General features: G+C 71.0%; 30 protein-coding genes and 1 pseudogene. 18 read left to right on the top strand and 13 right to left on the bottom strand.

Annotation, left to right across the window (positions count from 1 at the left end; genetic code table 11):
• Window positions 1–454 precede the first annotated feature (454 nt).
• Together ND450_RS09555 and ND450_RS09550 are read left to right on the top strand one after the other, a co-directional pair.
• Window positions 455–802 carry a PadR family transcriptional regulator gene (locus ND450_RS09555; protein WP_253325777.1) on the top strand — a complete coding sequence of 116 codons (348 nt, stop codon included), beginning with the start codon at window positions 455–457 and terminating at the stop codon, window positions 800–802.
• A complete protein-coding gene (locus ND450_RS09550; protein WP_253325776.1) occupies window positions 799–1,674 on the top strand; it encodes a hypothetical protein in 876 nt (291 codons plus the stop codon). The genes ND450_RS09555 and ND450_RS09550 overlap by 4 nt, the downstream gene beginning before the upstream one ends.
• Here ND450_RS09550 and ND450_RS09545 read toward each other — a convergent pair.
• A complete protein-coding gene (locus tag ND450_RS09545; protein ID WP_253325775.1) occupies window positions 1,671–3,083 on the bottom strand; it encodes an MFS transporter in 1,413 nt (470 codons plus the stop codon). The genes ND450_RS09550 and ND450_RS09545 overlap by 4 nt on opposite strands.
• 54 nt (window positions 3,084–3,137) lie before the next feature.
• Window positions 3,138–3,899, bottom strand: a complete 762-nt coding sequence (locus ND450_RS09540) for a glycerophosphodiester phosphodiesterase (RefSeq protein WP_253325774.1) — start codon at window positions 3,897–3,899, stop codon at window positions 3,138–3,140.
• 328 nt (window positions 3,900–4,227) lie between these two features.
• Here ND450_RS09540 and ND450_RS09535 point away from each other — a divergent pair, with 328 nt between their 5' ends.
• The 3 genes from ND450_RS09535 (at window position 4,228) to ND450_RS09525 (ending at window position 7,314) form a co-directional block, all read left to right on the top strand.
• Window positions 4,228–4,569, top strand: a complete 342-nt coding sequence (locus ND450_RS09535; RefSeq protein WP_030475304.1) for a hypothetical protein — start codon at window positions 4,228–4,230, stop codon at window positions 4,567–4,569.
• A gap of 72 nt (window positions 4,570–4,641) precedes the next feature.
• Window positions 4,642–6,642 (top strand): bifunctional diguanylate cyclase/phosphodiesterase, encoded by a 2,001-nt coding sequence (locus tag ND450_RS09530; protein WP_253325773.1) that lies wholly within the window; start codon window positions 4,642–4,644, stop codon window positions 6,640–6,642.
• 15 nt (window positions 6,643–6,657) lie between these two features.
• Window positions 6,658–7,314, top strand: a complete 657-nt coding sequence (locus ND450_RS09525; RefSeq protein ID WP_256557476.1) for a VOC family protein — start codon at window positions 6,658–6,660, stop codon at window positions 7,312–7,314.
• Here the strand turns inward: ND450_RS09525 and ND450_RS09520 are convergent.
• Window positions 7,311–7,697: a hypothetical protein gene (locus tag ND450_RS09520; protein WP_253325771.1), complete on the bottom strand. Its 387-nt coding sequence runs from the start codon at window positions 7,695–7,697 to the stop codon at window positions 7,311–7,313. The two genes, ND450_RS09525 and ND450_RS09520, sit on opposite strands and share 4 nt — an antisense overlap.
• Window positions 7,698–7,712: 15 nt before the next feature.
• Complete coding sequence (locus ND450_RS09515; RefSeq protein WP_253325770.1) at window positions 7,713–8,177, bottom strand: PPOX class F420-dependent oxidoreductase; 465 nt, start codon at window positions 8,175–8,177, stop codon at window positions 7,713–7,715.
• A 10-nt stretch (window positions 8,178–8,187) separates the two neighbouring features.
• Between ND450_RS09515 and ND450_RS09510 the strand changes: the two genes are divergently transcribed.
• The gene (locus ND450_RS09510) at window positions 8,188–9,030 is read left to right on the top strand and encodes an alpha/beta fold hydrolase (protein ID WP_253325769.1); all 843 of its coding nucleotides are present in this window, start codon (window positions 8,188–8,190) and stop codon (window positions 9,028–9,030) included.
• 203 nt (window positions 9,031–9,233) lie between these two features.
• Here ND450_RS09510 and ND450_RS09505 read toward each other — a convergent pair whose 3' ends face one another.
• The 3 genes from ND450_RS09505 to ND450_RS09495 form a co-directional block, all read right to left on the bottom strand.
• The gene (locus tag ND450_RS09505) at window positions 9,234–10,439 is read right to left on the bottom strand and encodes a diguanylate cyclase (protein WP_253325768.1); all 1,206 of its coding nucleotides are present in this window, start codon (window positions 10,437–10,439) and stop codon (window positions 9,234–9,236) included.
• Between the two features lie 357 nt (window positions 10,440–10,796).
• Window positions 10,797–11,999, bottom strand: a complete 1,203-nt coding sequence (locus ND450_RS09500) for an MFS transporter (protein ID WP_253325767.1) — start codon at window positions 11,997–11,999, stop codon at window positions 10,797–10,799.
• Window positions 12,000–12,002: 3 nt separating this feature from the next.
• Window positions 12,003–13,496 (bottom strand): carboxylesterase/lipase family protein, encoded by a 1,494-nt coding sequence (locus tag ND450_RS09495; protein WP_253325766.1) that lies wholly within the window; start codon window positions 13,494–13,496, stop codon window positions 12,003–12,005.
• Between the two features lie 139 nt (window positions 13,497–13,635).
• Between ND450_RS09495 and ND450_RS09490 the strand changes: the two genes are divergently transcribed.
• The 4 genes from ND450_RS09490 to ND450_RS09475 are packed head-to-tail and all read left to right on the top strand — an operon-like array spanning window position 13,636 to window position 17,058.
• Window positions 13,636–14,292 (top strand): HAD family phosphatase, encoded by a 657-nt coding sequence (locus tag ND450_RS09490; RefSeq protein ID WP_253325765.1) that lies wholly within the window; start codon window positions 13,636–13,638, stop codon window positions 14,290–14,292.
• Window positions 14,289–15,293 (top strand): phosphotransferase family protein, encoded by a 1,005-nt coding sequence (locus tag ND450_RS09485; protein ID WP_253325764.1) that lies wholly within the window; start codon window positions 14,289–14,291, stop codon window positions 15,291–15,293. The genes ND450_RS09490 and ND450_RS09485 overlap by 4 nt, the downstream gene beginning before the upstream one ends.
• 3 nt (window positions 15,294–15,296) lie before the next feature.
• Window positions 15,297–16,508: an acyl-CoA dehydrogenase family protein gene (locus ND450_RS09480; RefSeq protein WP_253325763.1), complete on the top strand. Its 1,212-nt coding sequence runs from the start codon at window positions 15,297–15,299 to the stop codon at window positions 16,506–16,508.
• Between the two features lie 4 nt (window positions 16,509–16,512).
• Complete coding sequence (locus ND450_RS09475; protein ID WP_253325762.1) at window positions 16,513–17,058, top strand: GNAT family N-acetyltransferase; 546 nt, start codon at window positions 16,513–16,515, stop codon at window positions 17,056–17,058.
• Here the strand turns inward: ND450_RS09475 and ND450_RS09470 are convergent.
• The 3 genes from ND450_RS09470 to ND450_RS09460 are packed head-to-tail and all read right to left on the bottom strand — an operon-like array spanning window position 17,055 to window position 18,622.
• The gene (locus tag ND450_RS09470) at window positions 17,055–17,411 is read right to left on the bottom strand and encodes a VOC family protein (RefSeq protein ID WP_253325761.1); all 357 of its coding nucleotides are present in this window, start codon (window positions 17,409–17,411) and stop codon (window positions 17,055–17,057) included. The two genes, ND450_RS09475 and ND450_RS09470, sit on opposite strands and share 4 nt — an antisense overlap.
• A gap of 11 nt (window positions 17,412–17,422) precedes the next feature.
• A complete protein-coding gene (locus ND450_RS09465) occupies window positions 17,423–18,136 on the bottom strand; it encodes a poly-gamma-glutamate hydrolase family protein (protein ID WP_089920648.1) in 714 nt (237 codons plus the stop codon).
• Window positions 18,137–18,190: 54 nt separating this feature from the next.
• A complete protein-coding gene (locus tag ND450_RS09460; RefSeq protein WP_253325760.1) occupies window positions 18,191–18,622 on the bottom strand; it encodes an Hsp20/alpha crystallin family protein in 432 nt (143 codons plus the stop codon).
• 105 nt (window positions 18,623–18,727) lie between these two features.
• Between ND450_RS09460 and ND450_RS09455 the strand changes: the two genes are divergently transcribed.
• Window positions 18,728–19,267: an HSP18 transcriptional regulator gene (locus ND450_RS09455; protein WP_253325759.1), complete on the top strand. Its 540-nt coding sequence runs from the start codon at window positions 18,728–18,730 to the stop codon at window positions 19,265–19,267.
• Window positions 19,268–19,303: 36 nt separating this feature from the next.
• Here ND450_RS09455 and ND450_RS09450 read toward each other — a convergent pair whose 3' ends face one another.
• Both ND450_RS09450 and ND450_RS09445 read right to left on the bottom strand, forming a co-directional pair.
• Window positions 19,304–20,152, bottom strand: a complete 849-nt coding sequence (locus ND450_RS09450) for an LD-carboxypeptidase (protein ID WP_253325758.1) — start codon at window positions 20,150–20,152, stop codon at window positions 19,304–19,306.
• A complete protein-coding gene (locus ND450_RS09445) occupies window positions 20,149–22,041 on the bottom strand; it encodes a prolyl oligopeptidase family serine peptidase (protein WP_253325757.1) in 1,893 nt (630 codons plus the stop codon). The genes ND450_RS09450 and ND450_RS09445 overlap by 4 nt, the downstream gene beginning before the upstream one ends.
• 78 nt (window positions 22,042–22,119) lie before the next feature.
• Here ND450_RS09445 and ND450_RS09440 point away from each other — a divergent pair, with 78 nt between their 5' ends.
• From ND450_RS09440 to ND450_RS09415, 7 genes and pseudogenes are all read left to right on the top strand, one after another.
• Window positions 22,120–22,686, top strand: a complete 567-nt coding sequence (locus ND450_RS09440; protein ID WP_089920653.1) for a DUF3090 domain-containing protein — start codon at window positions 22,120–22,122, stop codon at window positions 22,684–22,686.
• 1 nt (window position 22,687) lies between these two features.
• Window positions 22,688–23,473, top strand: a complete 786-nt coding sequence (locus tag ND450_RS09435; RefSeq protein WP_089920655.1) for an SCO1664 family protein — start codon at window positions 22,688–22,690, stop codon at window positions 23,471–23,473.
• A 39-nt stretch (window positions 23,474–23,512) separates the two neighbouring features.
• Window positions 23,513–23,734, top strand: a pseudogene (locus tag ND450_RS46005) (LD-carboxypeptidase); the annotation flags it as partial.
• Between the two features lie 52 nt (window positions 23,735–23,786).
• On the top strand, window positions 23,787–24,239 hold the full coding sequence (locus tag ND450_RS09430; protein ID WP_256557550.1) for a hypothetical protein: 453 nt from the start codon (window positions 23,787–23,789) through the stop codon (window positions 24,237–24,239).
• Between the two features lie 155 nt (window positions 24,240–24,394).
• Window positions 24,395–24,823, top strand: coding sequence for a hypothetical protein (locus tag ND450_RS09425; RefSeq protein WP_253325755.1), 429 nt, complete (start codon window positions 24,395–24,397; stop codon window positions 24,821–24,823).
• A gap of 5 nt (window positions 24,824–24,828) precedes the next feature.
• Window positions 24,829–25,530 (top strand): aminoglycoside phosphotransferase family protein, encoded by a 702-nt coding sequence (locus ND450_RS09420; protein WP_253325754.1) that lies wholly within the window; start codon window positions 24,829–24,831, stop codon window positions 25,528–25,530.
• 9 nt (window positions 25,531–25,539) lie between these two features.
• Entirely contained in the window at window positions 25,540–26,346 is an 807-nt protein-coding gene (locus tag ND450_RS09415; RefSeq protein WP_253325753.1) for a DUF3097 domain-containing protein, read from the top strand.
• Here ND450_RS09415 and ND450_RS09410 read toward each other — a convergent pair.
• Window positions 26,327–26,824 carry a dihydrofolate reductase family protein gene (locus ND450_RS09410; protein ID WP_253325752.1) on the bottom strand — a complete coding sequence of 166 codons (498 nt, stop codon included), beginning with the start codon at window positions 26,822–26,824 and terminating at the stop codon, window positions 26,327–26,329. The genes ND450_RS09415 and ND450_RS09410 overlap by 20 nt on opposite strands.
• Between the last annotated feature and the right edge of the window lie 92 nt (window positions 26,825–26,916).

Raw genomic sequence — 26,916 nt, 5'->3', positions numbered from 1 at the left:
GGGTCACCCTAGTGCCTGGATCCCGATCATGAGGAATCCCCGCGGTCTGTCCCTCGCCATCGTGCGCCCCCTTGAGTGCGACCTGCTGTTTCGCGACGACATAGCCGCTGGGAGGGGACTCTAAACACACTTCTGAAGTCGACCCCCTCGAAACGTTCAGTGCGGACTGAAGAACATATCCCGGGTCGGAACCGGGGGAGGGGAGTGGCTCGCGAAGCAGAACGGCTGACGACAACGCACCCGCCTCCTCGTGTCGGCCGTGGGAGCCCGTCGTTTCTGGGTTCGCCCGAGGAAGCGGTTCGGTTCGGCTGTCGCCGGCCGACGTCTGGCGCCTCCATCCGCGGTGGGCCTCTGAGTCTTCTCGCCATACTCGATAGCTTCAGTGTTGAACGAAATCAACGACTTCGGAAGTTCAGGCTCCCGATATAACTCGCGCCGCGATATATTCAGCGACATGAGTGGTCGGATCATGTCCGAGCAGACGTTCCTCGTGCTCACCGCACTGGCGGAGGAGCCGCTGCACGGGTACGCGATCGTCCAGGCGGTCGAGCAGCTGTCCGAGGGGCGCACGGTGTTGAGGGTCGGCACCCTCTACGGGGTGCTGGACCGGCTGGTGGCGGACGGACTGGCCGAGCGCGACCGGGAGGAGGTGCACCAGGGCCGGCTGCGGCGCTACTACAAGCTCACCGACTCGGGTGTGCGGGCGTTGCAGGCGGAGGTCGCGAGGCTGAGCGCGAACGTGCGGGCGGCGACGGCGGTGCTGAGGGGGAGAGGTGTCCAGGCGTGGGCGAGTCGGGCATGAGCAATCTGGAACGGCGGTACCGGTCGCTGCTGCGGGTGTTGCCTCGGTGGTACCGCGCGGACCGCGAGGAGGAAATGGTCGGGATCTTCCTGGCTGATCGGACCGACGAGCTCGACCTGGAGCACAGCTGGCCGGGGTGGGGGGAGACGGCCGCGATCCTCGGGCTCGCGGTGCGCACCCACCTCGCGGCGGGAGCGGGGCTCTCGAGCGTGCCGGTGAAGGCGATGTGGCGTGGTGAGGTGGTGCGGGCGCTGGGGATGCTCGGGCTGCTGCTCGGTGTCTTCTACGCGACGGCGGCGGTGGTGGACGTCGTCGCCGGTGATCCCGGTGAGCCCGCGCCGGGGTGGTGGCGGGTGCTGGAGCTGGGGCCGCTGGTGGCGTTCGGCGTGTTGCTGAGCGGGCGGCGGACGCTCGCGAAGGTGGCGGCGGGGGCTCCGGTGGTGCTGTCCCTGGTCGCGTTGGCGCAGCCCGAGTACGCGCTGGCGTGGAGCGTGTTCCAGTTGCCGTCGCTGGTGACGTTCGCGTGCCTGTGCCTGGGGTTCCACCGGGAGGCACCGACGCCGCCCGCGCGCAGGCTGCTGTGGTGGGGTGGGGGAGCGGTGCTGCTGGGGGTGCTCGGCGGGGTCGCGACCGGGGCGGGGGTGCTGGCGGTCGGGCTGGTCACCGTGCTGGCGCGGGGCGTGGCGTTCGTGCGGGGTGACGTGGTGCTGGGGCGCGCGTTGTCGTTGTTCGCGGCGCTGCAGCTGGTGCCGTTGCTGCTGCTGGCGTTCGTGGGGGGAGACGTGGTTTCGGCCGGTCTCGGCGTGCTGCTGGTGTTCGCCGTGGTGTGGCCGCTGCGGCGCCGCCCGAAGACGGCGCCGCACACGCCCTAGACGAGCGCGGGTTCCTTGTTGCCCACGGCCTTGATGGCGCGCCGGACGGGTACGAAGATCAGCAGGACGAACCCGGCCACGAAGAAGACGATCAGGGCCAGGATGGCGGGGCGCAGGCTGCCGGTGGCCTGGCCGACGCCGGCGAACACCAGCGGGCCGAGCCAGCTGGTGGAGCGCTCGCCGACCTCGTAGAGCGAGAAGTACTGCGCCTCGCGTCCCGGCGGGACCATCTGGCTGAACAGGCTGCGGGACAAGGCGTTCGTGCCGCCGAGCACGATGCCGATGCCGGCCGCGACGAAGTAGAACTGGAGTTCGTCGCCCACCTGGACGAAGAAGGCCGCGGTGATGACGACGATCCAGACGACCAGGGAGCCGAGGATCGTCTTCTTGGCGCCGACGCGCTTGGCGACGAAGCCGTGCAGGACGCCGCCGATGAAGGCGACGAACTGGACGATGAGGATCACGGTGATGAGCGTCTGCTGTTCGAACTTGAGCTCGACGCTGCCGTACTGGGCGGAGACGTTGGCGACGGTGGCGATGCCGTCGGTGTAGATCAGGTAGGTGCCGAGGAACGCGAGCGTGAGCGGGAAGGCCTTGGCCTGCCTGAGGGTCGTGCCGAGTTCCTTGAAGCCGGCGGAGATCACCGAGGCGCCGTGCTCGCCGCCGTGCGGGCTCTGGTGTTCGGTGAGGGCGCGCAGCGGGATGATCGTGAAGGCGGCCCACCAGATGCCGGAGATGACGAACGCGATCCGCGCGGCGTCGCCGGAGGTGATGCCGAGGGCGTCGGCGGACAGGGTGATGCCGAGCTGGATGGCGAGGGCCACGCCGCCGCCGAGGTAGCCGAACGCCCAGCCGCGGCTCGACACGGCATCGCGTTCGTCCGGTGTCGCGATCTCGGGGAGGAAGGCGTAGTAGACGACGACGCTGGAGCCGTAGCAGATGTTGGCGATGACGAAGAGGAGGACGCCGAGCTTCCAGTTGGTGCCTTCGACGGCGGCGAGCGCGATGGTGGCGGCGGAGCCGGTGAAGGCGAAGAAGCCGAGCATCTTCTTCTTGTTCTGGGTGCGGTCGGCGATGGCGCCCATGACGGGCAGCACGAGCACCTGGATCACGGTCGCGATGGAGAGCAGGTAGCCCCACAGCGATCCGGAGGGGAACTGCAGGCCGAGGATCGTGACGTCGCAGTGGTCGAAGGCGTTGTCGTTCGCGCACGGGTTGGCCCCGTTGAGCGCGGTGTCGGCCTTGGCCGCGTTGGTCGCGATGCTCGTGAGGTAGAGCGAGAGGAAGACGGTGATCACCGACGTGGGGAACACGGAGTTCGCCACGTCGTACCAGACCCAGCCGCGTTGTTCCTTCTTGCGGCGCCCGGCGTTGTTGGCGTCGGCGGTGTCGTCGCCCTTGACCTTCATGTCGGCGGACTGTACTTGTCCGCCGACACGGCAGTTGATCGACTGTCCAACCTGTTACCAGCTGTTGCGGGACCGGAGGACTTCGCGCAGGACGTCGGGCCGGTCGGTGACGAGTCCGTCCACTCCGAGGTCGAGCAGGGCGCGCATGTCGGCCTCGTCGTCGATGGTCCACACGTGCACTTCGAGGGACCTGCGGTGGGCGGCCTGGACGAACCGGCGGTCGACGATGTGCAGGCGTCCCTGGCTGACGGGCACCTGGGCGACCTGTCCGCGGACGGCGAGTCCGGCGAACGGCACGCGGCTGGCGGCCCACAGCGCGCCGGCGGAGCGCGGCCCCATGGACGTGAGCAGTTCGGGTCCGGCGATGCGGCGCAGGCGGGCGAGGCGGTTGTCGGAGAAGCTCGCGAGGCAGACGCGGTGCAGGGACTTGCACCTGCGCAGCAGGGTGATGATCGGTTCGACCGCGTTCTCCGACTTCACGTCGATGTTGAAGAAGGTGTCGGGCAGTTCCTCGAGGACGTCGGCGAGTCGTGCGATGGGTTCGCGTCCGCCGACGTTGGCGCGTTTGACCTCGGTCCAGGGGAGGGCGGAGACGACGCCTTGCGCGTCCGTGGTGCGGTCGAGCGTGTGGTCGTGGTGGACGACGACCTCGCCGTCGGCGGTGGCGTGGACGTCGGTCTCGATGTAGCGGTAGCCCTCCTGCACGGCCCGGCGGAAGGAGCTCAGCGAGTTCTCCATGCCGGTGAGGTCGTCGACGTGCCAGCCGCGGTGGGCGAAGGCGCGGGGGCGCGGGCCTGCGAGGTAGGGGTGGGTCACGGCAGGTGAGTCTGCCTGGTGGTGGTGGCTCCGGGGTGGACGGTGGGTGGCGGCACACTTTCTTCTTTTTCTCTATTGCTTCAGTGTTGCCTAAAATAAAACCTGACGACCGACCGAACCCACACCAGGTCACGTACGACAAAAACAAAGGACCGAGAGACCTACCTGGGTGTCCGGGACTTCGCCAGAACTCGGCCACCCGAGGCCGCCGTCTGCACCCGAATGCGACACCAACGGCCCGGCGGGTAGTGTCCGGTTCCCTACGAAGGTCGGGCTTTCTGGCGCGTCGCTGGAGACCACCCACCGCGATTCGCTACCGTCGCGCGCCATGGAGCGCTCCATGGAGGCGGATGAGCCCAGGCACTGCGCGTGGTGCGGGAGGCGGTTGCCGGGGAGTGGGCGGATCGGCCGGCCGAGGCGTTATTGCGCGCAGCCGTGTCGTCAGCGTGCGTACGAGCGCCGGGCGGCGTTGCAGCGCGGTGGTCTGCCGGAGGACGCGGTCGTGTTGAGCACGGCGGAGCTGGCGGATCTGCAGGACAGGTTGTTCCAGCTGCGGTGTGCCGCCGAGGACGTGGTGACGGCGGCGCAGGACGGGGCGGAGAACGAGGAGCTGAGGAAGCTGGCGGCGGAGCTGGTGGAGTCGGCGAAGGGTTTGGAGCGGCTGCGATAGCCGTTCGCACAACAGCGAACTGACCGGCGTAGCGGGTTGCTTACGTCCGGTGATCGGACGATCATGACGCGCGTGACCTCCTACTGCCGCACGGTGCTGGACCGGGCGGGTGTCGGCTATGCCGTGACGGATGCGCGCGGGAACCTGTTGTGGTGCAACCGTGCGCTGGGTGCTGTGCTTGGGGTTCCGGTCGAGCAGGCGTACGGGCGGTCGTTGCCCGCGTTGCTGCCGGGGGTGCCCGAGGTGCCGGCGCCGGTGCGGGAAGTGCTGGTGCCGGGGCCGCGGTGGCTCGAGGTGCGGTGTTCGAAGCTGGGTGACGACCTGATGTACGAGGTCGTGGACGTGTCGTCGTGGCGTGATCGTGAGTTGACGGTGACGCAGGAGGCGGACGCTCTGCGGCGGGCTCAGGCGCTGGGGCGGATGGGCACGTGGGAGTGGTCGATCCGGGACGACCGGGTGACGTGGTCGGACAGCTTCCTGGAGATGTTCGGGTTCGCGCCGGGGACGGCGTTCGACTTCGAGATGTACTCGCAGCTGGTGCATCCGGACGATCTTCCGATGATCGAGGAGACGCTGGACGCGGCGTTGAAGACGGGGTCGGTGTTCACGTACACGCATCGGATGTTGCGGCCGGACGGCAAGGAGCGGGTGTTCGAGTGCTTCGGTGAGGTCGTCGTGGGGGATGACGGCACGCCGTTGCGGGCTTTGGGGACGGCGCACGACGTGACGCAGTCGAGCCGGGTGCACGACGAGCTGGTGCGGATGGCGGAGCAGGATCCGCTGACGGGGTTGCCGAACCGGCGTGCGTTGACGCGGGCATTGGAGCAGGAGCTGGCGAACAACGGTTCGGGTGCGTTGCTGGTGCTGGACCTGGACAACTTCAAGGACGTCAACGATCTGCGCGGTCATGCGGTGGGTGACCGGGTGATGCGGATGCTGGCGAGTGCGTTGCAGTCGCGTCTGGGTGACAGGTTGATCGCTCGTCTGGGTGGTGACGAGTTCGCGGTGGTGTTGCCGGGGGCGTCGCCGCAGGACGCGTCCGAGGTGGCGGACGGGTTGCGGGACGCGGTGGCGGGTTTTCCGCTGGCGGGGATCGGGACGCCGGCGCGGATCACGGTGAGCACGGGGCTGGCGGAGTTCGGTCCGGGTGATTCGTGGGAGTTGGTGCTGGCGAACGCGGATCTGGCGTTGTACGCGTCGAAGGCGGCGGGCCGGGACCGGGTGACGGTGTACGAGCCGAACCATTACGCGGACACGGTGAAGCGGGTCAGTGTGCTGGACCGGTTGCGGGCGGCGCTGGCGGGTGGCGGGCTGGCGTTGTACGGGATGCCGATGGTGGAGCTGACGTCGGGTCAGACGCTGGGGCACGAGTTGTTGTTGCGGTTGGAGGACGGGCAGGAGCCGTATCTGGGGCCTGCGGACTTCCTGCCGGTGGCGGAGCGGTCGAACCTGATCCTGGAGGTGGACCGGTGGGTGTTGACGACGGCGATCGACGCGTTGGTGGCGCAGCCGGATCCGCGGTTGCGGTTCAACGTGAACGTGTCGGGCCGGACGTTGGAGGATCCTGATTTCGGTGGCTTCGTGCTGGACAAGCTCGGTTCGGCGGGGGTGGCTCCCGGCCGATTGGGGTTGGAGATCACGGAGACGGCGGCGGTGACGAATCTGGACGCGGCGGTGGCGCTGGCGACGCAGCTGCGGGGGTTCGGGTGCCGGATCACGCTGGACGACTTCGGGTCGGGGTTCGGGTCGTTCGTGCACCTGAAGCACCTGCCGATCACGGGGATCAAGATCGACGGTGAGTTCGTGAAGGGCATCGAGACCAGCGAGGCGGATGCGGTGCTGGTGTCGGGGATCGTGCAGATCGCGAACGGGCTGGGGTTGTCGGCGGTGGCGGAGTGGGTGGAGCGTCCGTCGCAGGTGGAGGCGTTGCGGGGGCTCGGAGTGCGGGTGGGGCAGGGTTTCCACCTGGGCAGACCGGTGCCGTTGCGTGACGTGGTGAGCGCGGAGCGCATGCCGCCGAATGGCGCATTGTCGTCTCAGGTGGTCGGAGCAGAGGATGGTGCGCGCTCCTGATCCCCGCCTGATGGGATGTCCGTGTCGTCTTGTGGTGTTCGTCGTCTCGAGTTGTGCGTTGCCGAGCCGGAGTCGTCGGTGGACTTCTTCGCGGGGGTTCTGGGGTGGACGGTGATCGCGGAGCCGGGTGGGTCGTTCTCGGGTTTCGTGGGTGATCGGCTGGCGGCGCGGGTGGTCGCGGGGGATCTGGGGTGGCTGGTCGTCTTCGGTGGTGACGGGGCCCGTGAGCTGAGGGCGAACTCTTCTGTGGACGGTGGGCGGGTGTTGCACGGTCCGTGGGCGCCGCCGCCGAGGCATGGTGAGCCGTGCTGGGTGGAGTTGCTGACGGGCACGCCGGATGAGGACGACGAGTACTGGACGCGGGAGCTGGGGTGGGAGGCGGCGTCCGGTGCGCGGGCGCTGGGTCTGTACACGTCGGCGCGGCACGGTGGTCCGCGTCCGGTGGCGGGGACGATGCAGTCGTGCCTGGGCGCGGAGTCGTCGTGGGGTGTGTACTTCGCGGTGGACGACGTCGAGGCGGCGTGTGCCCGGGTGGTGGAGCTGGGCGGTGCGGTGACGTCGGGTCCCGGTCCGTTGCCGATCGGCAGGGTCGCGTCGGTGCAGGGCCCGCACGGCGGCTCCTGCGCGTTGCTGGAGAAGCCGGCGGGCTGGGGCGGGAACTGGGCTGGTTAGGCCGGGTCGCGGTCGAACCAGGCCACGGCGAGCAGGGTGAGGCCGGTGGCGGTGCTGACTCCGGCGTTGATGAGCAGGTCCGAGGTGGCCATGCCGATCTCGCTGCCCCAGTGGGCCAGTTGTGAGCCGGCGTCCCAGAGCAGGTACATCAGTGCGTTGACGATGATGATCTTGCGTCGGTCGGCGGCCCGGTGCAGGCCCATGGCGATGATCGTGACGGCGATGATGAGGACGTGGTAGCCGGCGACGGCGTACCACTGGAACGCGCGGGTGGGGGTCATCTCGCCGCCGAGGTAGGCGCGGTCGGTGAGTTCGGGGGCGATCGTGAGGACGACGGCCTGGAGCAGGTTGAACGCGATGTAGACCCAGAGGGCGGTCTTCATCCAGGGCTTCACGGGCTACTGGTCCAGTTCGGGCGGGAAGCCGCCGGTGGCGATGGGGCCCCAGGTGTCGATGGTGATGCGGATGAGTGATTTGCCCTGGCGGAGCATGGCGGCGCGGTACTCGTCCCAGTCGGGGTGTTCGCCCGCGATGCAGCGGTAGTACTCGACGAAGTCGTCGAGGGCGTCGGGGAGGTCGAGGACCTCGGCGGTGCCGTCGATCTGGACGTAGGCGCCGTCCCAGTCGTCGGAGAGCACGCACATCGTGACGTGGGGGTTGCGGCGGGCGTTGCGGACCTTGGCGCGCTGGGGGTAGGTGGAGACGACGATGCGGCCCTGGGTGTCGACGCCGCAGGAGACGGGGGAGACCTGCAGGCCGTCGGTGGTGCTGCGGCGGGTGATGAGGACGCCGTGGTGGCGGGTTGCGAGGAACTCGAGCAGCTGCGGCCGGTCGACGAGGTCGGCCGTGGCGATCTTCGGCATGATAGGCAGCATGGCACGCTTCACCTCGTTTGACGGCACGGAGCTCGCGTATCGAGATGTGGGCGAGGGTCCCCCTCTGCTCGTGTTGGCGGGTGGTCCGGGGCGGGCGTCGGAGTACTTGGAGACGTTGGGCGGGCTGGACGCGTCGCGGCGGCTGGTCGTGCTGGACAACCGGGGTACGGGTGAGTCGGACGAGCCGGCGGATCCGTTCACCTACCGGCGGGACATGCTGGTGCGGGACGTGGAGATGCTGCGCCGCCACCTCGGTCTGGACGTGGTGGACGTGCTGGGGCACTCCGCGGGTGCGGGGATCGCGATGGGCTACGCGGCGGACTTCCCGGACCGGATCGGGAAGCTGGTGCTGCTGACGCCGGCGTTGCGCAGTGTGGGGTTGTCGCCGGAGCAGAGCGACTGGGACGCGTTCCTGGAGGCCCGTGCGGGTGAGCCGTGGTTCGAGGCGGCGACGACGGCGCTGGAGCGCACCGCGGCCGGGGACGATTCGGTGAGCAACCGGGTGGCGGCGTCGCCGTTGTTGTACGCGCGGTGGGACGCGCGCGCTCAGGCCCACGCCGAGGCGGAGCTCGGGCAGTGGAAGTACGAGGTGGCGCTGGGGTACAACGCCGAGGGGGCGTTCGTACCGGGGGTGTTGCGGCGGGCGCTGGTGGACTTCGGGCGTCCGGTGCTGGTGTACGCGTGTTCGGAGGACCCGATCTCGCCGGTGCGGCGGTGTGCGGAGCTGGTGGGGTTGTTCCCGGACGCGACGTTGTCCGTGCACGAGGGTGTGGGGCACTTCCCGTGGGTGGAGGAGCCGGAGCGGGTGGCGCGGGAGGTCGAGGCGTTCCTCGGGCGCTAGGGGCGGGCCCGGGCGGCGGTGGCGTGAAGGGCTAGCGCCGCCGGTGTGCCGGGCGTGGCCTGGCGGCGGATCCGGGGTGCGTGGATGCCGAAAAGCTGCTGCTTCGCCCTCTGCGGTCTCCCGCCTCTGCGGCCTGCCGCTTTTGCACGCGAGGCGCCCTGCCGCTCCCCTGGCCGCGCTCTTCCTGCTGGCCTGCGGTGCTCCTAGCGGGCCGCGGCGGTGGCGACGCGGTCGCGGCCGTTGTTCTTGGCCTGGTAGAGGGCCTCGTCGGCGGCGAGGAGCAGGGGGCTGAGTTCGGTGGCGGTGTCGGGGAACACCGCGGCGCCTACGGAGCCGGTGAGGCCGGTGATGACGCGGGTCTCGCCGAGGCGGTCGACGACCTCGACCTCGAGGCGGGCGATGTCGAAGCGGATGCGTTCGGCGGTGGCGCGGACCTCGCCTGATCCGACGCCGGGGAGCAAGACGGCGAACTCCTCGCCGCCGAAGCGGCCGACGAGGTCGTAGGAGCGGACGGCGTGTTTGAGGGTGTCGGCGACGGCGCGGAGCACGCGGTCGCCGGCGAGGTGGCCGTAGGTGTCGTTGATCTGCTTGAAGTGGTCGAGGTCGAGGATGAGGACGCCGACGGTGGAGGTGAGGCGGCGGGCTCGGGCGAGTTCTCGTTCGGCGACGTCGTGCCAGAAGGTGGCGTCGACGAGGCCGGTCTTGCTGTCGGTGCGGGCGGCGACGCGGAACTGCGGCAGCAGCAGGCCCATGTGCAGGGCGAGCACCGTGAGCAGCAGGATGGGGGAGAGCCAGGGGCGTGCGGTGGCGATGACGGCGATGCCGGAGCCGAGGCCGACGGACGCGGTGACGATGAGGACGTCGCTGGCGTGGCCGAGCGCGGTCTTCAGGGGGTTGGCGGGGTTGGTCATGATGATGGCGCCCACGACCAGGGCGTAGTTGACGAACCAGTAGAGCAGTCCCGCGATCACGAGGGCGACGAGTCCTCGTGGGCCGTCCAGGTCGGACGGTGTTGAGGCGGAGAACATGTGCAGCACCCATTGCGCTGCGGCACAGCCAAGTACGACAGTGGCGGCGGAGAACAGTTTCCGGTAGAGAACGGCCCGGCGTTTGTAGACCCGCAGCCACGCGTGCAGGTAGATGGTCACGACCATCAGGACGACCAGTGGCATCGGGAGTACGAGCACGCCCGCGAATTGCCACACCGACTGCATCTGCGCGTGAGGGACGCCCTCAGAGGAGATCTCGCGGATGCGTTCGATTCCGCGCGCCGCTTCGAGGTGGATCAGCGCTGCCGCGGTGAGTGCCGCGAACCAGACCCAGTGGCGCACCTCGACAGGGGTAAGCCGTGCGGTCGCGACCGTGACGAGTGCCGCGAGCAGGGCAATCGTCAGGACGTAGGTCAGCACGACAGGAGGAAGGGACCATAACTTCCACCGGCGCGGGTCGAGCCAAGGCACGCTGCCACCCCCACCGAACACCATCAGGAACAAACCACTGTAGCTACCGGGTCACGCGAAGTCGTGGCTCCATGTGGGGGACCTCACCCTGAGTAGTCCTCGTGTTCTCACCCCTCGTTGCACACCCCGCATTCCCACAAGGAGACGGTCATGATGAACCGCGCGCTGTCCACCGACTGGACCTTCACCTCCACTGACTGGACTTTCGCGAAGTCGACGGACTGGACGTTCGCGTCGACCGACTGGACCGTCTGAGCCCTGGGGTTCGTGGTGACGAAGGAGGGTGTCCGCCAGCACCCTCCACCGTCACCGTGACGCTTGTTCGGCCTGTTTGCAGGCTTGCGTCCAGTCCCGTGCGGCACCGGCCGCCGCCAGCACGCCCACCCCGGCGACGGCGGCGACGACGTGGTGCACGGGCCAGGCTTGCGCGGCCGCGCCCGCCGCGGCGATCCCGAGGCCCTGCGAGACGCGCAGGGCGGTGACGGCGAGCCCGAACGCCTGCCCGCGGGTGGCGTCGGGCACGGAACGGACGAACGTCGTGTTCGCGAGCAGCTGGTAGCCGCTCGCGGCGCCGGAGAGGCCGAGCAGCACGAGCGTCCACAGCAGACCCGGCTGCAACGCCATCGGCAGCAGCACCGCGCACGACGTGACCGCGAGCACGGGCATCCACCGCAGCCCGCGTTCGGCGGGGACGCGGGCGAGGACGACCATGCCCGCCGCGGTGCCCGCCGAGACGACACCCAAGATCGCGCCGACGGCGGCCGGTCCGGCGCCGAGCCCGGACGCGAGTGGTGCGGCGAGCGCTTCGGCGGTGATGTAGAAGCCGGACACGCAGGCGAGTGCGACCAGTGCGCGCAGCCGCCGGTCGCCCCACACCAGTCTCGCGCCGCCCACGAGGTCGGCGGGCCAGGCCCGCACGTGCGGGTGGGCCGGTGGTGGCCGGTGCAGCAGGAACACGGCGACGAGCAGTGCGGACACCGCGAACGTCGCCGCGTCGGCGACGAGCACCGGGCTCGGTCCCAGGGTGGCGACGAGCACGCCGCCGCCGAGGAATCCGGCGACCTGGGCGAGCTGGGTGACGGTGTTGAGCGCGGCCTGGGCGAGGGGGTAGCGCTCGTCGGGCAGGATGGTGGGCAGCACCGCGGCCCTGGCCGCTCCGTGCGGGGCGCCCGCGAGCTGCACCGCGACCAGCAGTGCCGCCAGCACCCACAACGGCAGCCCCGGCACCGCCATGACCAGCAGCAATGCGGCGCGCACGAGGTCGGCGGCCACCATCACGCCGCGGCGCGCGAACCGGTCGGCGAGCCCCGAGAGCAGGGGCCCGCCGAGCAGGTCCGGCAGGAACGTCAACGCGTAGGTCAGCGCCGTGAGGCCCGCGCTGGCGGTGCGGTCGTAGACGTGCACCGTCAGCGCGACCCTGGCGAACTGGTCCCCGGCCACCGACACCACGTGCGCCACGAACAGGGCGCGGAACTCGCGATCGCGGGCGAGTCCGCGGTAACCGGGCATGCGTTACAGGATGGACGACCAGAACCCGCACTGGTGATCCAGGGCGAAATCGGTGCCGCCGATCGCCCCCGGCGCGAGTGACTGCACCGGCGCGCGCCACCCCGGGTCACCGGTGCGGGCGAAGCGGCCCCACGCCGCGATCACGTAGTCCGACACCTGCCGCTGTGCCGGTGTGAGCGTCTGGCCCAGGTCGAACAGCATCAGCAGTTCGGAGCCGTGGTAGGCGCCGTAGTCGGGGAACGGCGGGAAGCCGGGGAAGATCATCGGCACGTCGGGGTCGGCGAACTCGTACCCGGACACCCGCGTGTACCGGCCCAGCTCCGCGCGTGTGGTCTGGCTCGTGCACGCCCACGACCGGTCGGTCAGCACGCGGGCGATCTCGTCGCGGGCGTCGCCGTTGCCGTTGACCGGGTAGCGGGCCGCGACCTTCCCGGCGTCCGCGCCGAAGATCCAGGCCAGCTGGTCGCCGTAGGCGGAGTCCGGGATCGGCTGCGGCCAGAACAGCGGCGCGAACAGCGTCATCTCGTCGTGCGTCGACCCCACCAGCGTCGGCACCCGGTGGATCCTGCCCGTGCGTTGCGCGACGACCGGGTCGATGGGCAGCACGGCGGTGTCGTAGGACGGTGACGCGAACTGCTCGTGCACCGTCAGCAGCTGTGCCACCGGCTTGGCCCGCAGGCAGGCGAGGTCGGCGCACCCGAGCGTGCCGGTACCGGCCTTCTCCGTGTCCTGACGCGACCGCCACACACCGGTGAACTGACCCGGCGTGGTGAACGAGGGCAGCGTCAGCGCGCACGGCCCCGACTGGATGATCGCCTTGGCGAACAACCCGGCCGCCCGCGGGGACGCCAGCTGCGCGCACACGCTCAGCCCGCCCGCGGACTCGCCGAACACCGTCACGTTGCCGGCGTCGCCGCCGAACGCGCGGGCGTTGCGCTGCACCCACCGCAGCGCCGCCTGCTGGTCGGCCAGCCCGAACGCCCCGGATCCCGGCAGTCCGGGGTGGCCGAAGAACCCGAACACGCCCAGCCGGTAGTTCACCGTGACCACGACGACGTCGTTGTTCGCCGCGAGCCACGACGCGTCGTACATCGACGCCGCCCCGGCGGTGAAGCCGCCGCCGTGGATCCACACCATCACCGGCCGCGCCCGGTGGGAGCGCTGCGCCGGTGCCGTCACGTTCAGGTAGAGGCAGTCCTCGGTCTCCGAGGCGGGCTGCCCCAGCTGCGAGGTCTGCGCGCACGCCGGCGCGGGCGTCGTCGCGTCCCGCACACCCCGCCAGGCCGTCACCGGCTGCGGGTCGCGCCACCGGTTCGCCCCGACCGGCGCGGCGGCGAACGGGATGCTCCCGAACGTCCGCACCCGCTCGGTCACCTTCCCCCGCACCGCGCCCTTGTCCGTGCGCACCACCGGCTCGTCCGCCGAGGCAGACGCCGCGGGCGGCACGACGGCCAGTGCCATCACGGCGGCCAGCACCGCCACTGCTGTCCTTCTCATGAATCCCCCTTTCGGGGTCGAACGTAGCGAGGACCACACGGCGGGGAAACCGCATAAAGGCGACAGGACGCGTCCATCGAAAGTCGGACGCGACGACCACCGGTTGCTGACATACCGACCGGTCGGTACCCTCCGGTGCGTGGGTGACTCAACGCTTCCTCCGCAGCCCGAGGTCGACGCGCTGGTGTTCGACTGGGGCGGCGTCATGACGGTCTCCGTGCCCGAGTTCGTCGGCGCCTGGATGCACGCCGAGGCCATCGACCGCGACGTCTACGGCCGCATCATGCGCGAATGGCTCAGCCGCGACGCGCTCCCGGACAACCCCGTGTTCCGCCTGGAGACCGGCGAGCTCACGGTGCCCGAGTTCGAACGGCTGCTCGCCGCCGAGCTCATCACCACCACCGGCACGGCCGTGAACGGCGACGGGCTGCTCAAGCGCATGTTCGGCGGCGCCACCCCCGACCCGGCGATGGTCGAACTCGTCCGCAAGGCGCGCGCCGCCGGTCTGCACACCGCGCTGCTGTCCAACAGCTGGGGCGAGGGCTACCCGAAGGACCTGCTGCTCGAGCTGTTCGACACCGTCGTGATCAGCGGCCGCATCGGCCTGCGCAAGCCCGACGAGCGCATCTACCACCACACCCTGGAGCGCATCGGCGTCCCCGCCGGACGCGCCGTGTTCTTCGACGACGCGCCGATCAACGTCGAAGCAGCCCAGGCCGTCGGCATGCACGCCCTGCGGCACACGAGCGCCGACGCCACCCGCGCCCACCTCGCCACCCTCGGAGTGAACCTGTGACCGACCTTCCCGGCCTCGACCTGCAGGCACTGGCCACGCACCTGGGCACGGGCCCGCTCACCGGCGAGCTGTTCCGCGGCGGCCGCTCCAACCTCACCTACCGCGTCAGCGACGGCACCGACACGTGGGTGCTGCGCCGCCCGCCGCTGGGCCACGTCCTCGCCACCGCGCACGACATGGCCCGCGAGTTCCGCGTCATCTCCGCCCTCGCCGGCACCGCCGTCCCCGTACCGGGCGCGAAGCTGCTGGTCGAGGACCCGTCCGTGATCGGCGCGCCGTTCTACCTCATGCAGGAGATGCCCGGCGCCGCCCTGCGCGAGCGCGGCCAGTGCCCCTGGATCACCCCCGAGCAGGCCCGCACCCTGTCGCAGCGGCTCGTCGACGTGCTCGCCGACCTGCACGCCGTCGACCCCGAGTCCGTCGGGCTCGGCGACTTCGGCCGCCCGGAGGGGTTCCTCGCCCGCCAGGTCAAGCGCTGGGGCAAGCAGCTCGACGCCTCCCGCAGCCGCGACCTGCCCGGCATCGACGAACTGCGCGACAAGCTCGCCGCCACCGTCCCCGGCTCACCGCGCGCCGCGATCATCCACGGCGACTACCGCCTCGACAACGCCCTCGTCACCCAGAACCCCCTCGCCATCAGCGCCGTCCTGGACTGGGAGATGGCCACCCTCGGCGACCCGCTCGCCGACCTCGGCCTGCTCTACGTCTACTGGGCGGGCCTGGGCTCCGACAACGACCCCATCACCGGCGGCGTCACCTCCCTGCCCGGCTTCCTCTCCGCCGACGAGCTCGTCGCCCGCTACACCGCCCGCACCGGCACCGACACCTCCGGCCTCGGCTGGTACATCGCCTTCGGCTACTTCAAGCTCGCCGTCATCGTCGAAGGCATCCACTTCCGCTTCGCAGGCGGCCAGACCGTCGGCGCCGGCTTCGACAAGCTCGGCGCGTTCACCGTCCCCCTCGTGCGGCAGGGACTCGCCGCCGCCCACAAGGAGCTCTGAGTCATGGACTTCGCCTACGACGCCAAGACCGAGGAACTGCGCACCAGGCTCCTCACCTTCATGGACGAGTTCGTCTACCCGGCCGAGGCCGTGCTGGAGCAGCAGCTGCACGACGCCGACGACCCGTGGCAGCGCCAGCCGGTCCTCGAAGAGCTCAAGGCCGAGGCCCGCCGCCAAGGCCTGTGGAACCTCTTCCTCCCCGACGCCGACCACGGCGCGGGCCTGACGAACCTGCAGTACGCGCCCCTGGCCGAGATCACCGGCCGCAGCCCCCACCTCGCCCCCGAAGCTCTCAACTGCGCCGCTCCGGACACCGGCAACATGGAAGTGCTCGCCATGTTCGGCACCGACGAGCAGAAGAAGCAGTGGCTGCAGCCCCTGCTCGACGGCGAGATCCGCTCCGCGTTCTGCATGACCGAACCCGACGTCGCCAGCTCCGACGCCACCAACATCGCCACCCGCATCGAACGCGACGGCGACGACTACGTCATCAACGGCCGCAAGTGGTGGTCCTCGGGCGCCATGAACCCCAACTGCGCCATCTTCATCGTCATGGGCAAGACCGACCCCGGCGCCGACCGCCACCGCCAGCAGTCCCAGATCCTCGTCCCGCGCGACACCCCCGGCATCACCGTGCAACGCGAGATGCGCGTCTTCGGCTACGGCGACCACGCCCACGGCGGCCACGCCGAGATCGTCTTCGACGACGTCCGCGTCCCCGCGTCGAACCTCATCGCGGGGGAGGGCGAGGGCTTCGCCATCGCCCAGGCCCGCCTCGGTCCCGGCCGCATCCACCACTGCATGCGCCTGATCGGCATGGCCGAACGCGCCCTCGAACTCATGTGCCGCCGCGCCGTGTCCCGCGTCGCCTTCGGCAAGCCCATCGCCACCCAGGGCGTCGTGCAGGAGTGGATCGCCGAGGCCCGCGTCCGCATCGAACAGGCCCGCCTGCTCGTGCTCAAGACCGCGTGGCTCATGGACACCGTCGGCAACAAGGGCGCCCACACCGAGATCCAGGCCATCAAGATCGGCACCCCGCTCATGACCGAATGGGTCCTCGACAAGGCCATCCAGGCCCACGGCGCCGGCGGCGTCAGCCAGGACACCCCGCTCGCCGAGCTCTGGGTCGCCGCCCGCACGCTCCGGCTCGCCGACGGACCCGACGAGGTCCACCGCATGTCGCTGGCCAAGCGGGAGCTCAAGAAGTACCTGTAGAGGCATGGAGATCACGCGAGGCGGGCCGGCCGACGTCCCGGCGATCCTGCAGATGCTGGATGACGCGCAGGACTGGCTCGCCTCGCACGGTCGCACCGGTCAGTGGGGGACCGACCACTTCTCCGGTGCCCCGGCCTCCGTCGAACGGTTCACCACGCTCGCCACGACGGGCACCGTGTGGCTCGCCGTCGACCGTGGCGACGAGGGCACCGCCGACAACACGGGCAACGCCGGCAACGCCGTCGCCGGTGTGGTCATCACCTCCACCACCGCCGCCGCATACGTCCCGCCCGCCGACGAGCCCGAGCACTACATCTCCCTGCTCGTCACCGCCCGCGCGTTCACCGGCCGGGGCGTCGGCGCCGCGCTGCTGCGCCACGCCCTCGCCGAAGCCCGCGCCGCCGGGGTCGGCCTCGTCCGCGTCGACTGCTACGACGGCGACGACCACCGCCTCGTCGCCTACTACGAGAAGCAGGGCTTCACGTCGCTGGGCACATTCACCGCGCGCGGCGGCACCTGGCCCGGCCGGCTGCTCGGGCAGCGCGTCTAGCCGGTGAACAGGCAGAACGGGTGCCCGTCCGGATCGAACAGCACCCGCACGTCCTGCTGCGGCTGCACCTGCGCCAGCACCGCCCCGCACGCCACCGCGTGCTCCACCGACACCTCCAGGTCGTCGACCTCGATGTCGAGGTGCTGCGTCGACACCTGCTCACCCGCGACCGCGGGCCACACCGGTCGCCGGAACGCCTGCTCCCGCTCCAGGTTCACCGTCAGCCCGCCGGGCGTCCGCACCTGCGCCCAGCCGTCGTCCGCCGCCCGCACGGTGCCGCCGAGCAGACGGGCGTAGAACGCGGCGAGCGCGACGGGCTGGGACGTGCCGATGGTGACCGACGTGAGGCGCATGCGGCCTGACGCTAGTTGTTGAGCGCCTCACGCGCGGCCAGCGCGGCCCGGCAGGCGTGCACGAAGTCCCAGAACACCTCGGTCGTGGTGTGCCGCCGGTCCGAGCGCGAGTTCTCCGCGAACATCGCGGTGCGCAGCGGTGTCGTCAGCTCCAGCTGCGCGCCCTGGCGCGACTTCGTGCGGTTCGCGATGTTCGCCCGGTCGAAGCCGCCCAGCACCGGGTGGTCGACCGCGTCGATCGTGTGGAAACCGGCCCGCCGCAGCCTCGTCAGCAGCTCCAGGCGCAGCAACGCGTCCCGGCCGCCGACCAGAACGGCCCGGTCGTGGTCCTCCAGGCCCGCGGCCGCGGCGGTGCAGCCGTGCAGACCGAGGGCGTGCGAGGCACCGGAGACGAGCTGGCGGGCCACGCGGTCGTCGCAGTTGGACGAGGTGACGTGCAGCTCGTCGTTCGCCGCGGTGCGCAGGCCCTCGAACATCCAGTAGTCGTGGGTCTGCCCGATCGGCACGCGCGTACCGGGGTGCAAGCCCGCGATCGCGAGGCACAGTTCCGAGGTGCCGACCTCGATGCCACCGCCGTGCGGGGCGAGAACGACCGAGGGCGTGCGGGGGCGGTGACGCTTGAAGCGGCGCCGGTAGTCCACCCGTTCCACCAGTCGGGGATCGGCGTAGAGGTCGGAGTTGGACGCGTAGACGTCTAACGCCGTCCACTGGGGCTGGGGTCTCATGGCGGGCGGAAGCCTACCCGGCGTCACCCGGACGGCCGCCGCCCGCCAGGCGGATCAGGCGTCGATCTGGCGGGGCGACTCGTCCCCGGCGGAGATCGCGATCTTGCGGGGCTTCGCGCGTTCCGCGATCGGGATCCGCAGCGTCAGCACGCCCGCGTCGTACTTCGCGTCGATGCGCTCGGCGTCGAGGGTGTCACCGAGGAACAGCTGCCGCGAGAACACGCCCAGCGGCCTCTCCGACACCTGCATCTCCACGTCCTTGCCCACCGGCCTGCGCTCCGCCTTCACGGTCAGCACGTTGCGCTCGACGTCGAGGTCGATCGCGTCCGGCGCCACCCCGGGCAGGTCGAAGGCCACCACGAACTCGTCCCCGTCGCGGTAGGCGTCCATCGGCATCGCCGCGGGCCGCGACCACGTGCCCGCCGACCCCAGCACCTGCTGCGTCAGCCGGTCGAACTCACGGAACGGGTCAGTGCGCATCAACATCTGACACCTCCAGTCATCACTCATCGGGACTGTCAATGCGCTGCCCCACCGTTGTAACATGTCGTCGAAAAGATGACAAGTACCAAATGTCGTCGGGAGGATGACATGACGAACGACTACGACGCCGTCCGCGCCGCGGCCGCCACCCCCGGCACCGCCACCGAGGTCCTCGCCGCGCTGATGCTGCTGCGGCAGCTGCGCGACGAGCTGTCCGAATGGGAACCCCAGCTGATCGAAGCCGCACGGGCACTGGGCACCAGCTGGGCCGACCTCGCCCCGGCACTGGGCGTCGCGAGCCGCCAGGCCGCCGAGAAGCGGTACCTGCGGGTGCGCCGCACCGGGGAGAGCGGCACCGGCGACGAACGCGTCCAGGCCGAACGCGACCGCCGCGCCGGCGACAAGGCCGTCGCCGCCTGGGCCCAGCGCAACGCGGGCGTGCTGCGCGGCCTCGCCGCCCAGGTCGGCCCGCACGACGCCGCCGTGCAACACGCGCTCGGCGGGTCGGACGCCGCGGACCTGCTCACCCCGCTCGCCCAGGCCGAGGCGGGACTGCGCGAGCACCAGCCCGGCCTCGCCGAGCAGATCGCCGGCATCGGCCGGCAGACCGACCGGCTGCGCCTGGACCAGCGCCACCGCCGCGGCTGAGCGGTCCGGCGGCCCGATCCGGCGGCCCGATCCGGTTCAGACGAGCGTGAGCGACCGCGCCGCGACGTCGAGCTCCGCCGCCACGCCCAGCGGCAACGACCACGACCCCGCGCAGTGCCCGAACCCGAAGTCCCCCAGCACCGGCACGCCGAGCCCCGCGAGGCGGTCGGCCAGCACCGCGGACACGTCACCGCAGTCCGTCCACGACCCCAGCACGATCCCCGACACCGGCGCGAACCAGCCCGCCCGCAGCAGCTGCGTCAGCAGCCGGTCCAGCCGGTAGGCCTCCTCGCCGATGTCCTCCAGCACCGCGATCGCCCCCGGCTGCGGAGGCGACCACCGCGGGCCGCCCACCGACGCCGCCAGCAACGCCACGTTCCCGCCCGTGAGCACCCCACGCGCACGACCCGCCACCACGGGCGTTCCGGCCGTCCACGACCGCACGCCGTCGAACAGCACCGCCCGCAACCGCCGCTGCGCCAGCGGGTCGTCGACGAAGTCCGCCGTGCCCGGCATCGGCCCGAACACCGTCGGCTGCCCCACCGCGTTGAGCTCGGTGTGCAGCACCGTCACGTCCGACGAGCCCACGAACACCCGCGCCGGCAGGTCCTTCCACGGCACCAGATCGGTCATCCGCAGACAGCCGTAGCCGCCGCGCACGCAGAACACCGCCGCCACGTCCGAACACCAGCCCGCCACGAACTCGTCCGCCCGTGCCTGGTCAGAGCCCGCGAGATACGGCAACGACCACGGCGCCACCACAGGTGTGGTGACCTCCAGGCCCCACGAGCGCAGCACCTCCACTCCTGCGGCCAGCCGCGACGGCAGGGCCGGGCCGGCCGGTGACACCAGCGCGACCCGGTCCCCGCGCGAGAGCAGGGTCACTGCGACAGTTCCAGCACCGGAACACCCGGCGGGACGAACCCGAACGCCTGCCCGTAGAACGACAGCTCCGCCTCCAGCGCCGTCTTGATGTTCTCGGCCATCCGGAACCCGTGCTGCTCGCCCTCGAACGTGAGGTACGCGTGCGGGATCCCCGACCCCGCCAGGTCCGCGGCGAACCGGTCGGCCTGCTCCGGCGGGCAGATCTCGTCCTCCAGGCCCTGCAGCAGCAGCACCGGACCCGACACCGACCTGGCCTTCGTCGACGGAGACCTGTCGGAATACCGGTCGGCGGCCTCGGGCAGCGTGCCGACCAGGCCCTCCACGTACCGCGACTCGAAGTCGTGCGTCTCGCCGCCCTCCGACGTCCAGCCCGCCAGGTCCAGGATCGGGAACGCCACCATGCCGCACCGGTACACGTTCGTCGAGGTCAGCGACGCCGCCGAGGTGAACCCGCCCGCCGAGCCGCCCCGGATCCCCAGCCGCGCCGGGTCCGCCGTGCCCTCCTTCGCGAGCTGCTGGGCCACGAACGCGCAGTCCTCCACGTCCACGACACCCCACTGCTCGCGCAGCCGCTCCCGGAACGCCCGCCCGTACCCGGTCGAGCCGCCGTAGTTCACCGCCACCACGCCGATGCCGCGGCTGGTGAAGTAGGCGATGTCCGTGTCGAGCTTGGGCAGCGCACGGCCCGTGGGGCCGCCGTGCACGTGCACCACGTACGGCGGCAGCTCGTCCTCAGGGCCGGCGAAGTCCGGGTTCGACGGCGCGTACACGTACGCCGGGATCTCCCCGAACATCCGCTCCACCGGCGTCGGCAGGTACGCCGCCTCCGAGGACGGCGCGGCTTCCGAGCCGGTCAGGTAGGTCAGCTCGCCGTTGGACAGGTCCAGGCGCACCACCGCGTAGTCCGACGTCGGGCCCGCCGCGCCGCAGACCACCACGCCGTCGCGCACCGACAGGTCCGCCGCCCACGTCGGCAGGTCGGTCTGCACGTCGGTGACGGTCGCGCTGCGTTCGTCGAGCACCGCCAGGTGCCCGGAGCGCACCACCAGGTACCGGCCCGGCGACAGCGTCGCGAACCACCGGTTGCCCAGCCGCCACATCGGGCCGCCCAGCTCCTCCTCGCACGGCGCCAGGTTCGTGCGCGTGCCGTCGGGGGAGACGCGGAACAGGTTCCACCAGCCGTCCGGATCGGTCAGCGCGAGCAGCGAGTCGCCCTCCCACTCGAACTGGCACACCGCCTCGGTGTCCGAGCCCGCCACGACGCGGTGCTCCGAGGACCCGACGTCGGCGACGCACAGCTCGGTGCCGTCCCACGGCATCCGCGGGTGGTCCCAGCCGATCCAGGCGACCTTCGTGCCGTCCGGGCTGATCTTCGGGCCCGTCATGAAGTGGTGCGACGCGCCCAGCACCCGGACATCACCGTCGCGGGTGATCGCCACCAGGTCGCGGCGCACGTCCGTGCGCGCCTCCCCGGTCACGGTCTCCCGCACGCACCACACCTCGCCGTCCGGGCCCGCCGACAGGTCCGAGTACCGGATCCCGTGGTGGCGCCCCGGCTCCTCGGTCAGGGGCGTGGGCTCCGGGGAGGCGGGGTCGAACACGTAGACGCGCTGGTCGGCCCAATGCGTGAACGCCACCCTGTCCTCGGCGAGCACGACGAACGGCCGCCCGCCGTACTCGTGCACCCGGTTGCGGGCGTTCCACGGCGCGGGCAGCACCTCCACACCGTCGCGCACCAGCGCCACCCTGCCGCCCTCGGCGGGCCGGCTCTCCGCCCACCACACGTTCTCACCGTGCAGGTCGGCCCACTGGAACCCACCCCCCGGCTTCGAGGTGTCGCCGGCCGTGATCGGCGAGGTCCAGGTCCCGTACGAAGCGATCTTCACCACAACCCGACCCTATACGCGGAGTGTTTGGTGGGGGAGGACCTGCCGACGATCTCCGCGTGGCCTAGGGTCGTATCTGCCATGGCTCGCGTCATTCACGTATTCCGCGCACCCGACCGGTTCATCGCAGGGACCGTCGGGCAGCCCGGCGACCGCACCTTCTACCTGCAGGCCTCCGAGCAGAGCAGGTTGATCAGCGTCGCCCTGGAAAAGCAGCAGGTCCAGGTCCTCGCCGAACGCATCGGCTCGCTGCTCGAGGAGGTGCACCGCCGCTTCGGCACCGACGTGCCCGACGACGCCCCTCCCGACGACCTCGACACCCAGCCCCTCGACGTCCCCGTCGAGGAGGAGTTCCGGGTCGGCACCATGGGCCTCGGCTGGGACGCCGAGTCCAAGGCGGTCGTCATCGAGCTGCTCGCGATCTCCGAGGAGGAGGTCGACGAGGCCGTCGTGCTCGACGACACCGAGGAAGGCCCCGACGCCGTGCGGGTCTTCCTGTCGCCGTCCGCCGCCCGGGCCTTCGCCGAACGCGCCGACCGCGTCGTCAACGCCGGCCGCAAACCGTGCCCGCTGTGCGCCGAACCGCTCGACGCGGACGGCCACATCTGCCCGCGGCAGAACGGCTACCGCCGCACCGAAGAAGACTGACGTGGACACCTCCGCGGCCCTGCACCTGCTCGAACACGGCCGCATCGAGGTCGAGGGACGCCTGGTCGACGCCTCCAACGCCACCTTGTTCTGCAAGATCTCGTTGGACGGCGTCGACGCCCAGTGCGTGTACAAGCCCGTGCGAGGCGAACGGCCGCTGTGGGACTTCCCCGACGGCACGCTCGCCGGCCGCGAGGTGGCCACCTACCTGATCTCCGCCGCGTCCTTCGGCCTCGTCCCGCCCACCGTGCTGCGCCCCGGCCCGTTCGGCAGCGGCATGGTCCAGCTGTGGGTCGAGACCCGCGAGGAGGACGAACTCGTCGACATCGTCGCCGCCGACGACGTCGAACCCGGCTGGATCCCCGTCTTCCACGCCCACGACCGCTTCGGCGAACCCGCCGTGCTCGTGCACGCCGACCACCCCCGCATCGCCGAGATGTCCGCCTTCGACGTCGTCGTCAACAACGCCGACCGCAAGGGCGGCCACGTCCTGCACGCCCTCGACGGCTCCGTGCACGGCGTCGACCACGGCATCTGCCTGCACACCGAACCCAAGCTCCGCACCGTGCTGTGGGGCTGGGCCCGCGAACCGCTGCCCGGCACCGTCGTCGAGACGCTGCGCCGCCTGCGGTCCTCGCTCGACTCGCAGCTGGGGGAGACGTTGCACGACCACCTCACCCGCGCCGAGGTCCGGGCCGTGGGGGAGCGCGTCGACAAACTGCTCGCCGACGGCGTCTACCCGGAGCCCTCCGGCGACTGGCCCGCCATCCCCTGGCCCGCGTTCTAGCGCCGCGCGGGACAGCACCGGGCAGGACGCGCTCCGGCCATCGGGCCGCCGCACGTGTGGTCCCGACCGGCCTGCGAACTGGGCCCGCGGCGCCTGGAGACCGACTTCGGCCTCGTCCCCGTCGAGTACGCCACCACCCGCAAGGTGGGCGCGACCCCGCGGGAACGCGCGGCCGACCTGCACGCCGCGTTCGCCGATCCGTCCATCACGGCCGTGATCGCGACCATCGGCGGCGACGACCAGATCACCGTCCTGCCGCACCTCGACGACGACGTTCGAGAACGAACCCGTCCTCGAACCCAGCGGCGGCTGGATCTGGCACCAGCCGCACACCACCGTCCGAGCCGGGTCGTGGGGCGGCAACCTCGAGATCCTGTCGTGGCTGATGATGGCCGGCCGCGAGATCCTCGACCCCGCCCACTACGACGGCAAGGTGCTGTTCCTCGAGACCAGCGAGGAGATGCCGTCCGCGACCGAGGTCTACCGCATCCTGCGCAACATGGGCGAACGCGGCCTGCTGCGGCGCTTCCCCGCGGTGCTCGCCGGCCGCGCCAAGGCCTGGTCCTTCACCGACCAGGACACCGACCGCGCCACCTGCACCACCGCGCAGCGCGAGGCCGTGCTGAAGGCGTTCGCCGAGTACGCGCCCGAGGCGATGATCGTGTTCGACGTCGACCTCGGCCACACCGACCCGCAGGTCGTCATCCCCGTCGGCGGCACCATCGAGGTCGACGGGCCCGCCCGCACGATCACCGTCACCTACTGAGCGTGGCCGCCATCGGAGATCCATTCGGTGCCCATCGATCCACGCCCCAGTTGAGACGCTGCCGGGGTTTGACGTGTCGATCATCGTGCCCCTATCTTCTGTGAAGCGTTCTGACCTGCGTGAACAGTCGAATCGCGACTGCGGGACACGGTGACATGAGCTCTTTCGAACGGATCGTCGTGGTGGGCGCCGCCGGTCTCGGTGCGCGGGCCGCGACGTGCCTGGCGCGGCGCTTCGGGCCCGTGCACCTCATCGGTCCCGGCAGCGACGCGCTCGGCGACGTCGGCGTCCGCCGCTACCCGCTCGCCACCGTCCGCGACCTCGACCTCGACACCCCCGCCGTCGTCGTCGACAACGACGGCGGACGCCTGCAGCGCCTGGTGTGCGACCGGCTCGTCATCGCGGGCTGGCCCGTGCCGCTGCTGCCGTGGGGCCGGTGGGTCGTCGACGGCAAGGTCGCCATCGCCGGCGACGGCGCCGACCTGAAGCTGCTCTCCACCTGCTTCGACGTCAACGGGCTGTGGCGCCCGGCCCTGGCCGACTACCAGTTCCGCCGCCAGTCGGGAGCGAACTCGCTACTCTGAGGCGAGTGATCGACGAGGACGCCAGAGCCCGCCTGGTCCGCCGTTTCGGCACCGGCGTGAACGCCTGGATCGACGCGCTGCCCGACCTCCTCGCCACCCTCACCGCACGCTGGGACCTCACGGTCGTGCGGCACATGCCCGGCGGCACCGGCGCCACGTTCCGGTGCACCACCGCGGTCCTCAAACTCACCCCCGACCACGACATCGCCCGGCACGAGGCCCGCGCCCTCACCGCCTGGGCCGCCACTCCCGCCGTGGTCGGCCTCCTCGACACCGACCTCGCCCGCGGCGCGCTGCTGCTCGACACCATCGACCCCGGCACCCCCGCCGCCGAGCCCGCCAAGGTCGTCCCGCACCTGCACCAGGCCAGCCCGAAGGGCTTCCCGCCACTCAAGGCCCGTGTCGACTTCCTGTTCGAAACGGTGCTGACCCGCCGCACCGGCACCTACTACGCCACCGAACACCACCGCGCCCGCAAACTCGCCGAGGACGACATCACGCCCGTGCTGCTGCACGGCGACATGCACCCCGGCAACGTCCTGCAAGGCCCGCACGGCCCGGTCGCCATCGACCCCCGTGCCTGCGTCGGCGACCCGGCCGTCGACTGGCTCGACTTCGTGCACGGCGGCTACGACCTGCACGGCGCCGACGTCGACCTCGACCGCGTCCACGAGTGGCTCGCCGCCTTCAAGCCCTTCTACGGATAAAGTTCTCGGGTGCGTTCCCACGACTACGGCCGCGACGTCCTGTCGAACCCGAAGCGCAAGAAGGTCCCCGAGATCACGGCCGAACCCGGCCTCGTCGTCGAGGACCCCGCCAGCGGCTTCTGCGGGGCCGTCGTGAAGTTCGAGTACGGCCAGGTCGTGCTGGAGGACCGCCACGGCCGCCACCGGCTGTTCCCGCTCAACCCCGCCGGGTTCCTCGTCGACGGCAGGCCCGTCACCCTCGTCAAGCCCATGCCGCAGGCGCAGAAGCCCAGGACCAGCGCGTCGGGCTCGGTGCGCGTCGAAGGGCTGCGCGCGCAGACCGCCAAGGCCAGCCGCATCTGGGTCGAGGGCAAGCACGACGCCGAGCTCGTCGAACGCGTCTGGGGCCACGACCTGCGCGTCGAGGGCATCGTCGTCGAACCCCTGCACGGCGTCGACGACCTCCCGCGCCTGATCACCGAGTTCGGCACCGCCCCGCACCGCCGCCTCGGCGTCCTGGTCGACCACCTCGTCGCCCGCTCCAAGGAACAGCGCGTCGTCGACCAGATCACCGACCCCCACGTGCTGGTCACCGGCCACCCCTACGTCGACATCTGGCAGGCCGTCAAACCCGCGGCCGTCAAGATCGAGGCCTGGCCGAGCGTGCCGCGGGGCACCGATTGGAAGACCGGCGTCTGCGCCCAGCTCGGCTGGGGCGAGACGTGGGAGGGCTGGCAGCGCGTCCTGGGCGCCGTGAGCAGCTACAAGGACATCGAGTCCGACCTGCTCGGCGCCGTCGAACGGCTCATCGACTTCGTCACCGTGCCCCAGGACTGACCCGCGTGTAGTGCGCGACCACCACACCTTTGGGCGTCGTCACCGTGCCGGTCAGGTCGAACTCCGTGCGCGGCGCCGGCCCGCCGAGCAGGGCGGCGCCGCCGGCGACCGACAGGTCGCCGGCGAGTGCGCCGACGTCGTCGAGCGACCGCAGCAGCTCCGAGTTCTCCCGCGCGTCCGTCGACGTCAGCGAGCCGGACACGACGTACTTGCGGGCGGCGTTCATGTGCGCGGTGAACGGGTTGCCGTCGTCGGCGCAGGCCCACACACCGAGGAAGTCCTGCCAGGTGCGGCGCCCGAACAGCATCGCCCCGCCCTGCGCCATGCCGTTGCCCGTCTCGGCGCCCAGCACCTCGTCGCCGTACGCGGCACCCCACCCGCCGTGGGGGAAGCCGCCTCGCGTGTCCTCGTCCGGGCGGCCGAAGCCCTGCACCACGCCGTCGAGGGTCACGAACATCGTCGCGGAGATCGAACGCATCACCGCACCCCTGTCGAAAGGCCGAAGTCACCGCTCACACGAACGGCGACATGCGGTTTCGACACCGTCGGATGATCGATTTCGCAACGGTC

Source organism: Lentzea sp. HUAS12 (genome assembly GCF_024125735.1).
GTDB lineage: Bacteria > Actinomycetota > Actinomycetes > Mycobacteriales > Pseudonocardiaceae > Lentzea > Lentzea albida.
The sequence above is the reverse complement of the archived record's forward strand: the minus strand, read 5'-3'. Positions and strand labels throughout refer to the sequence as shown.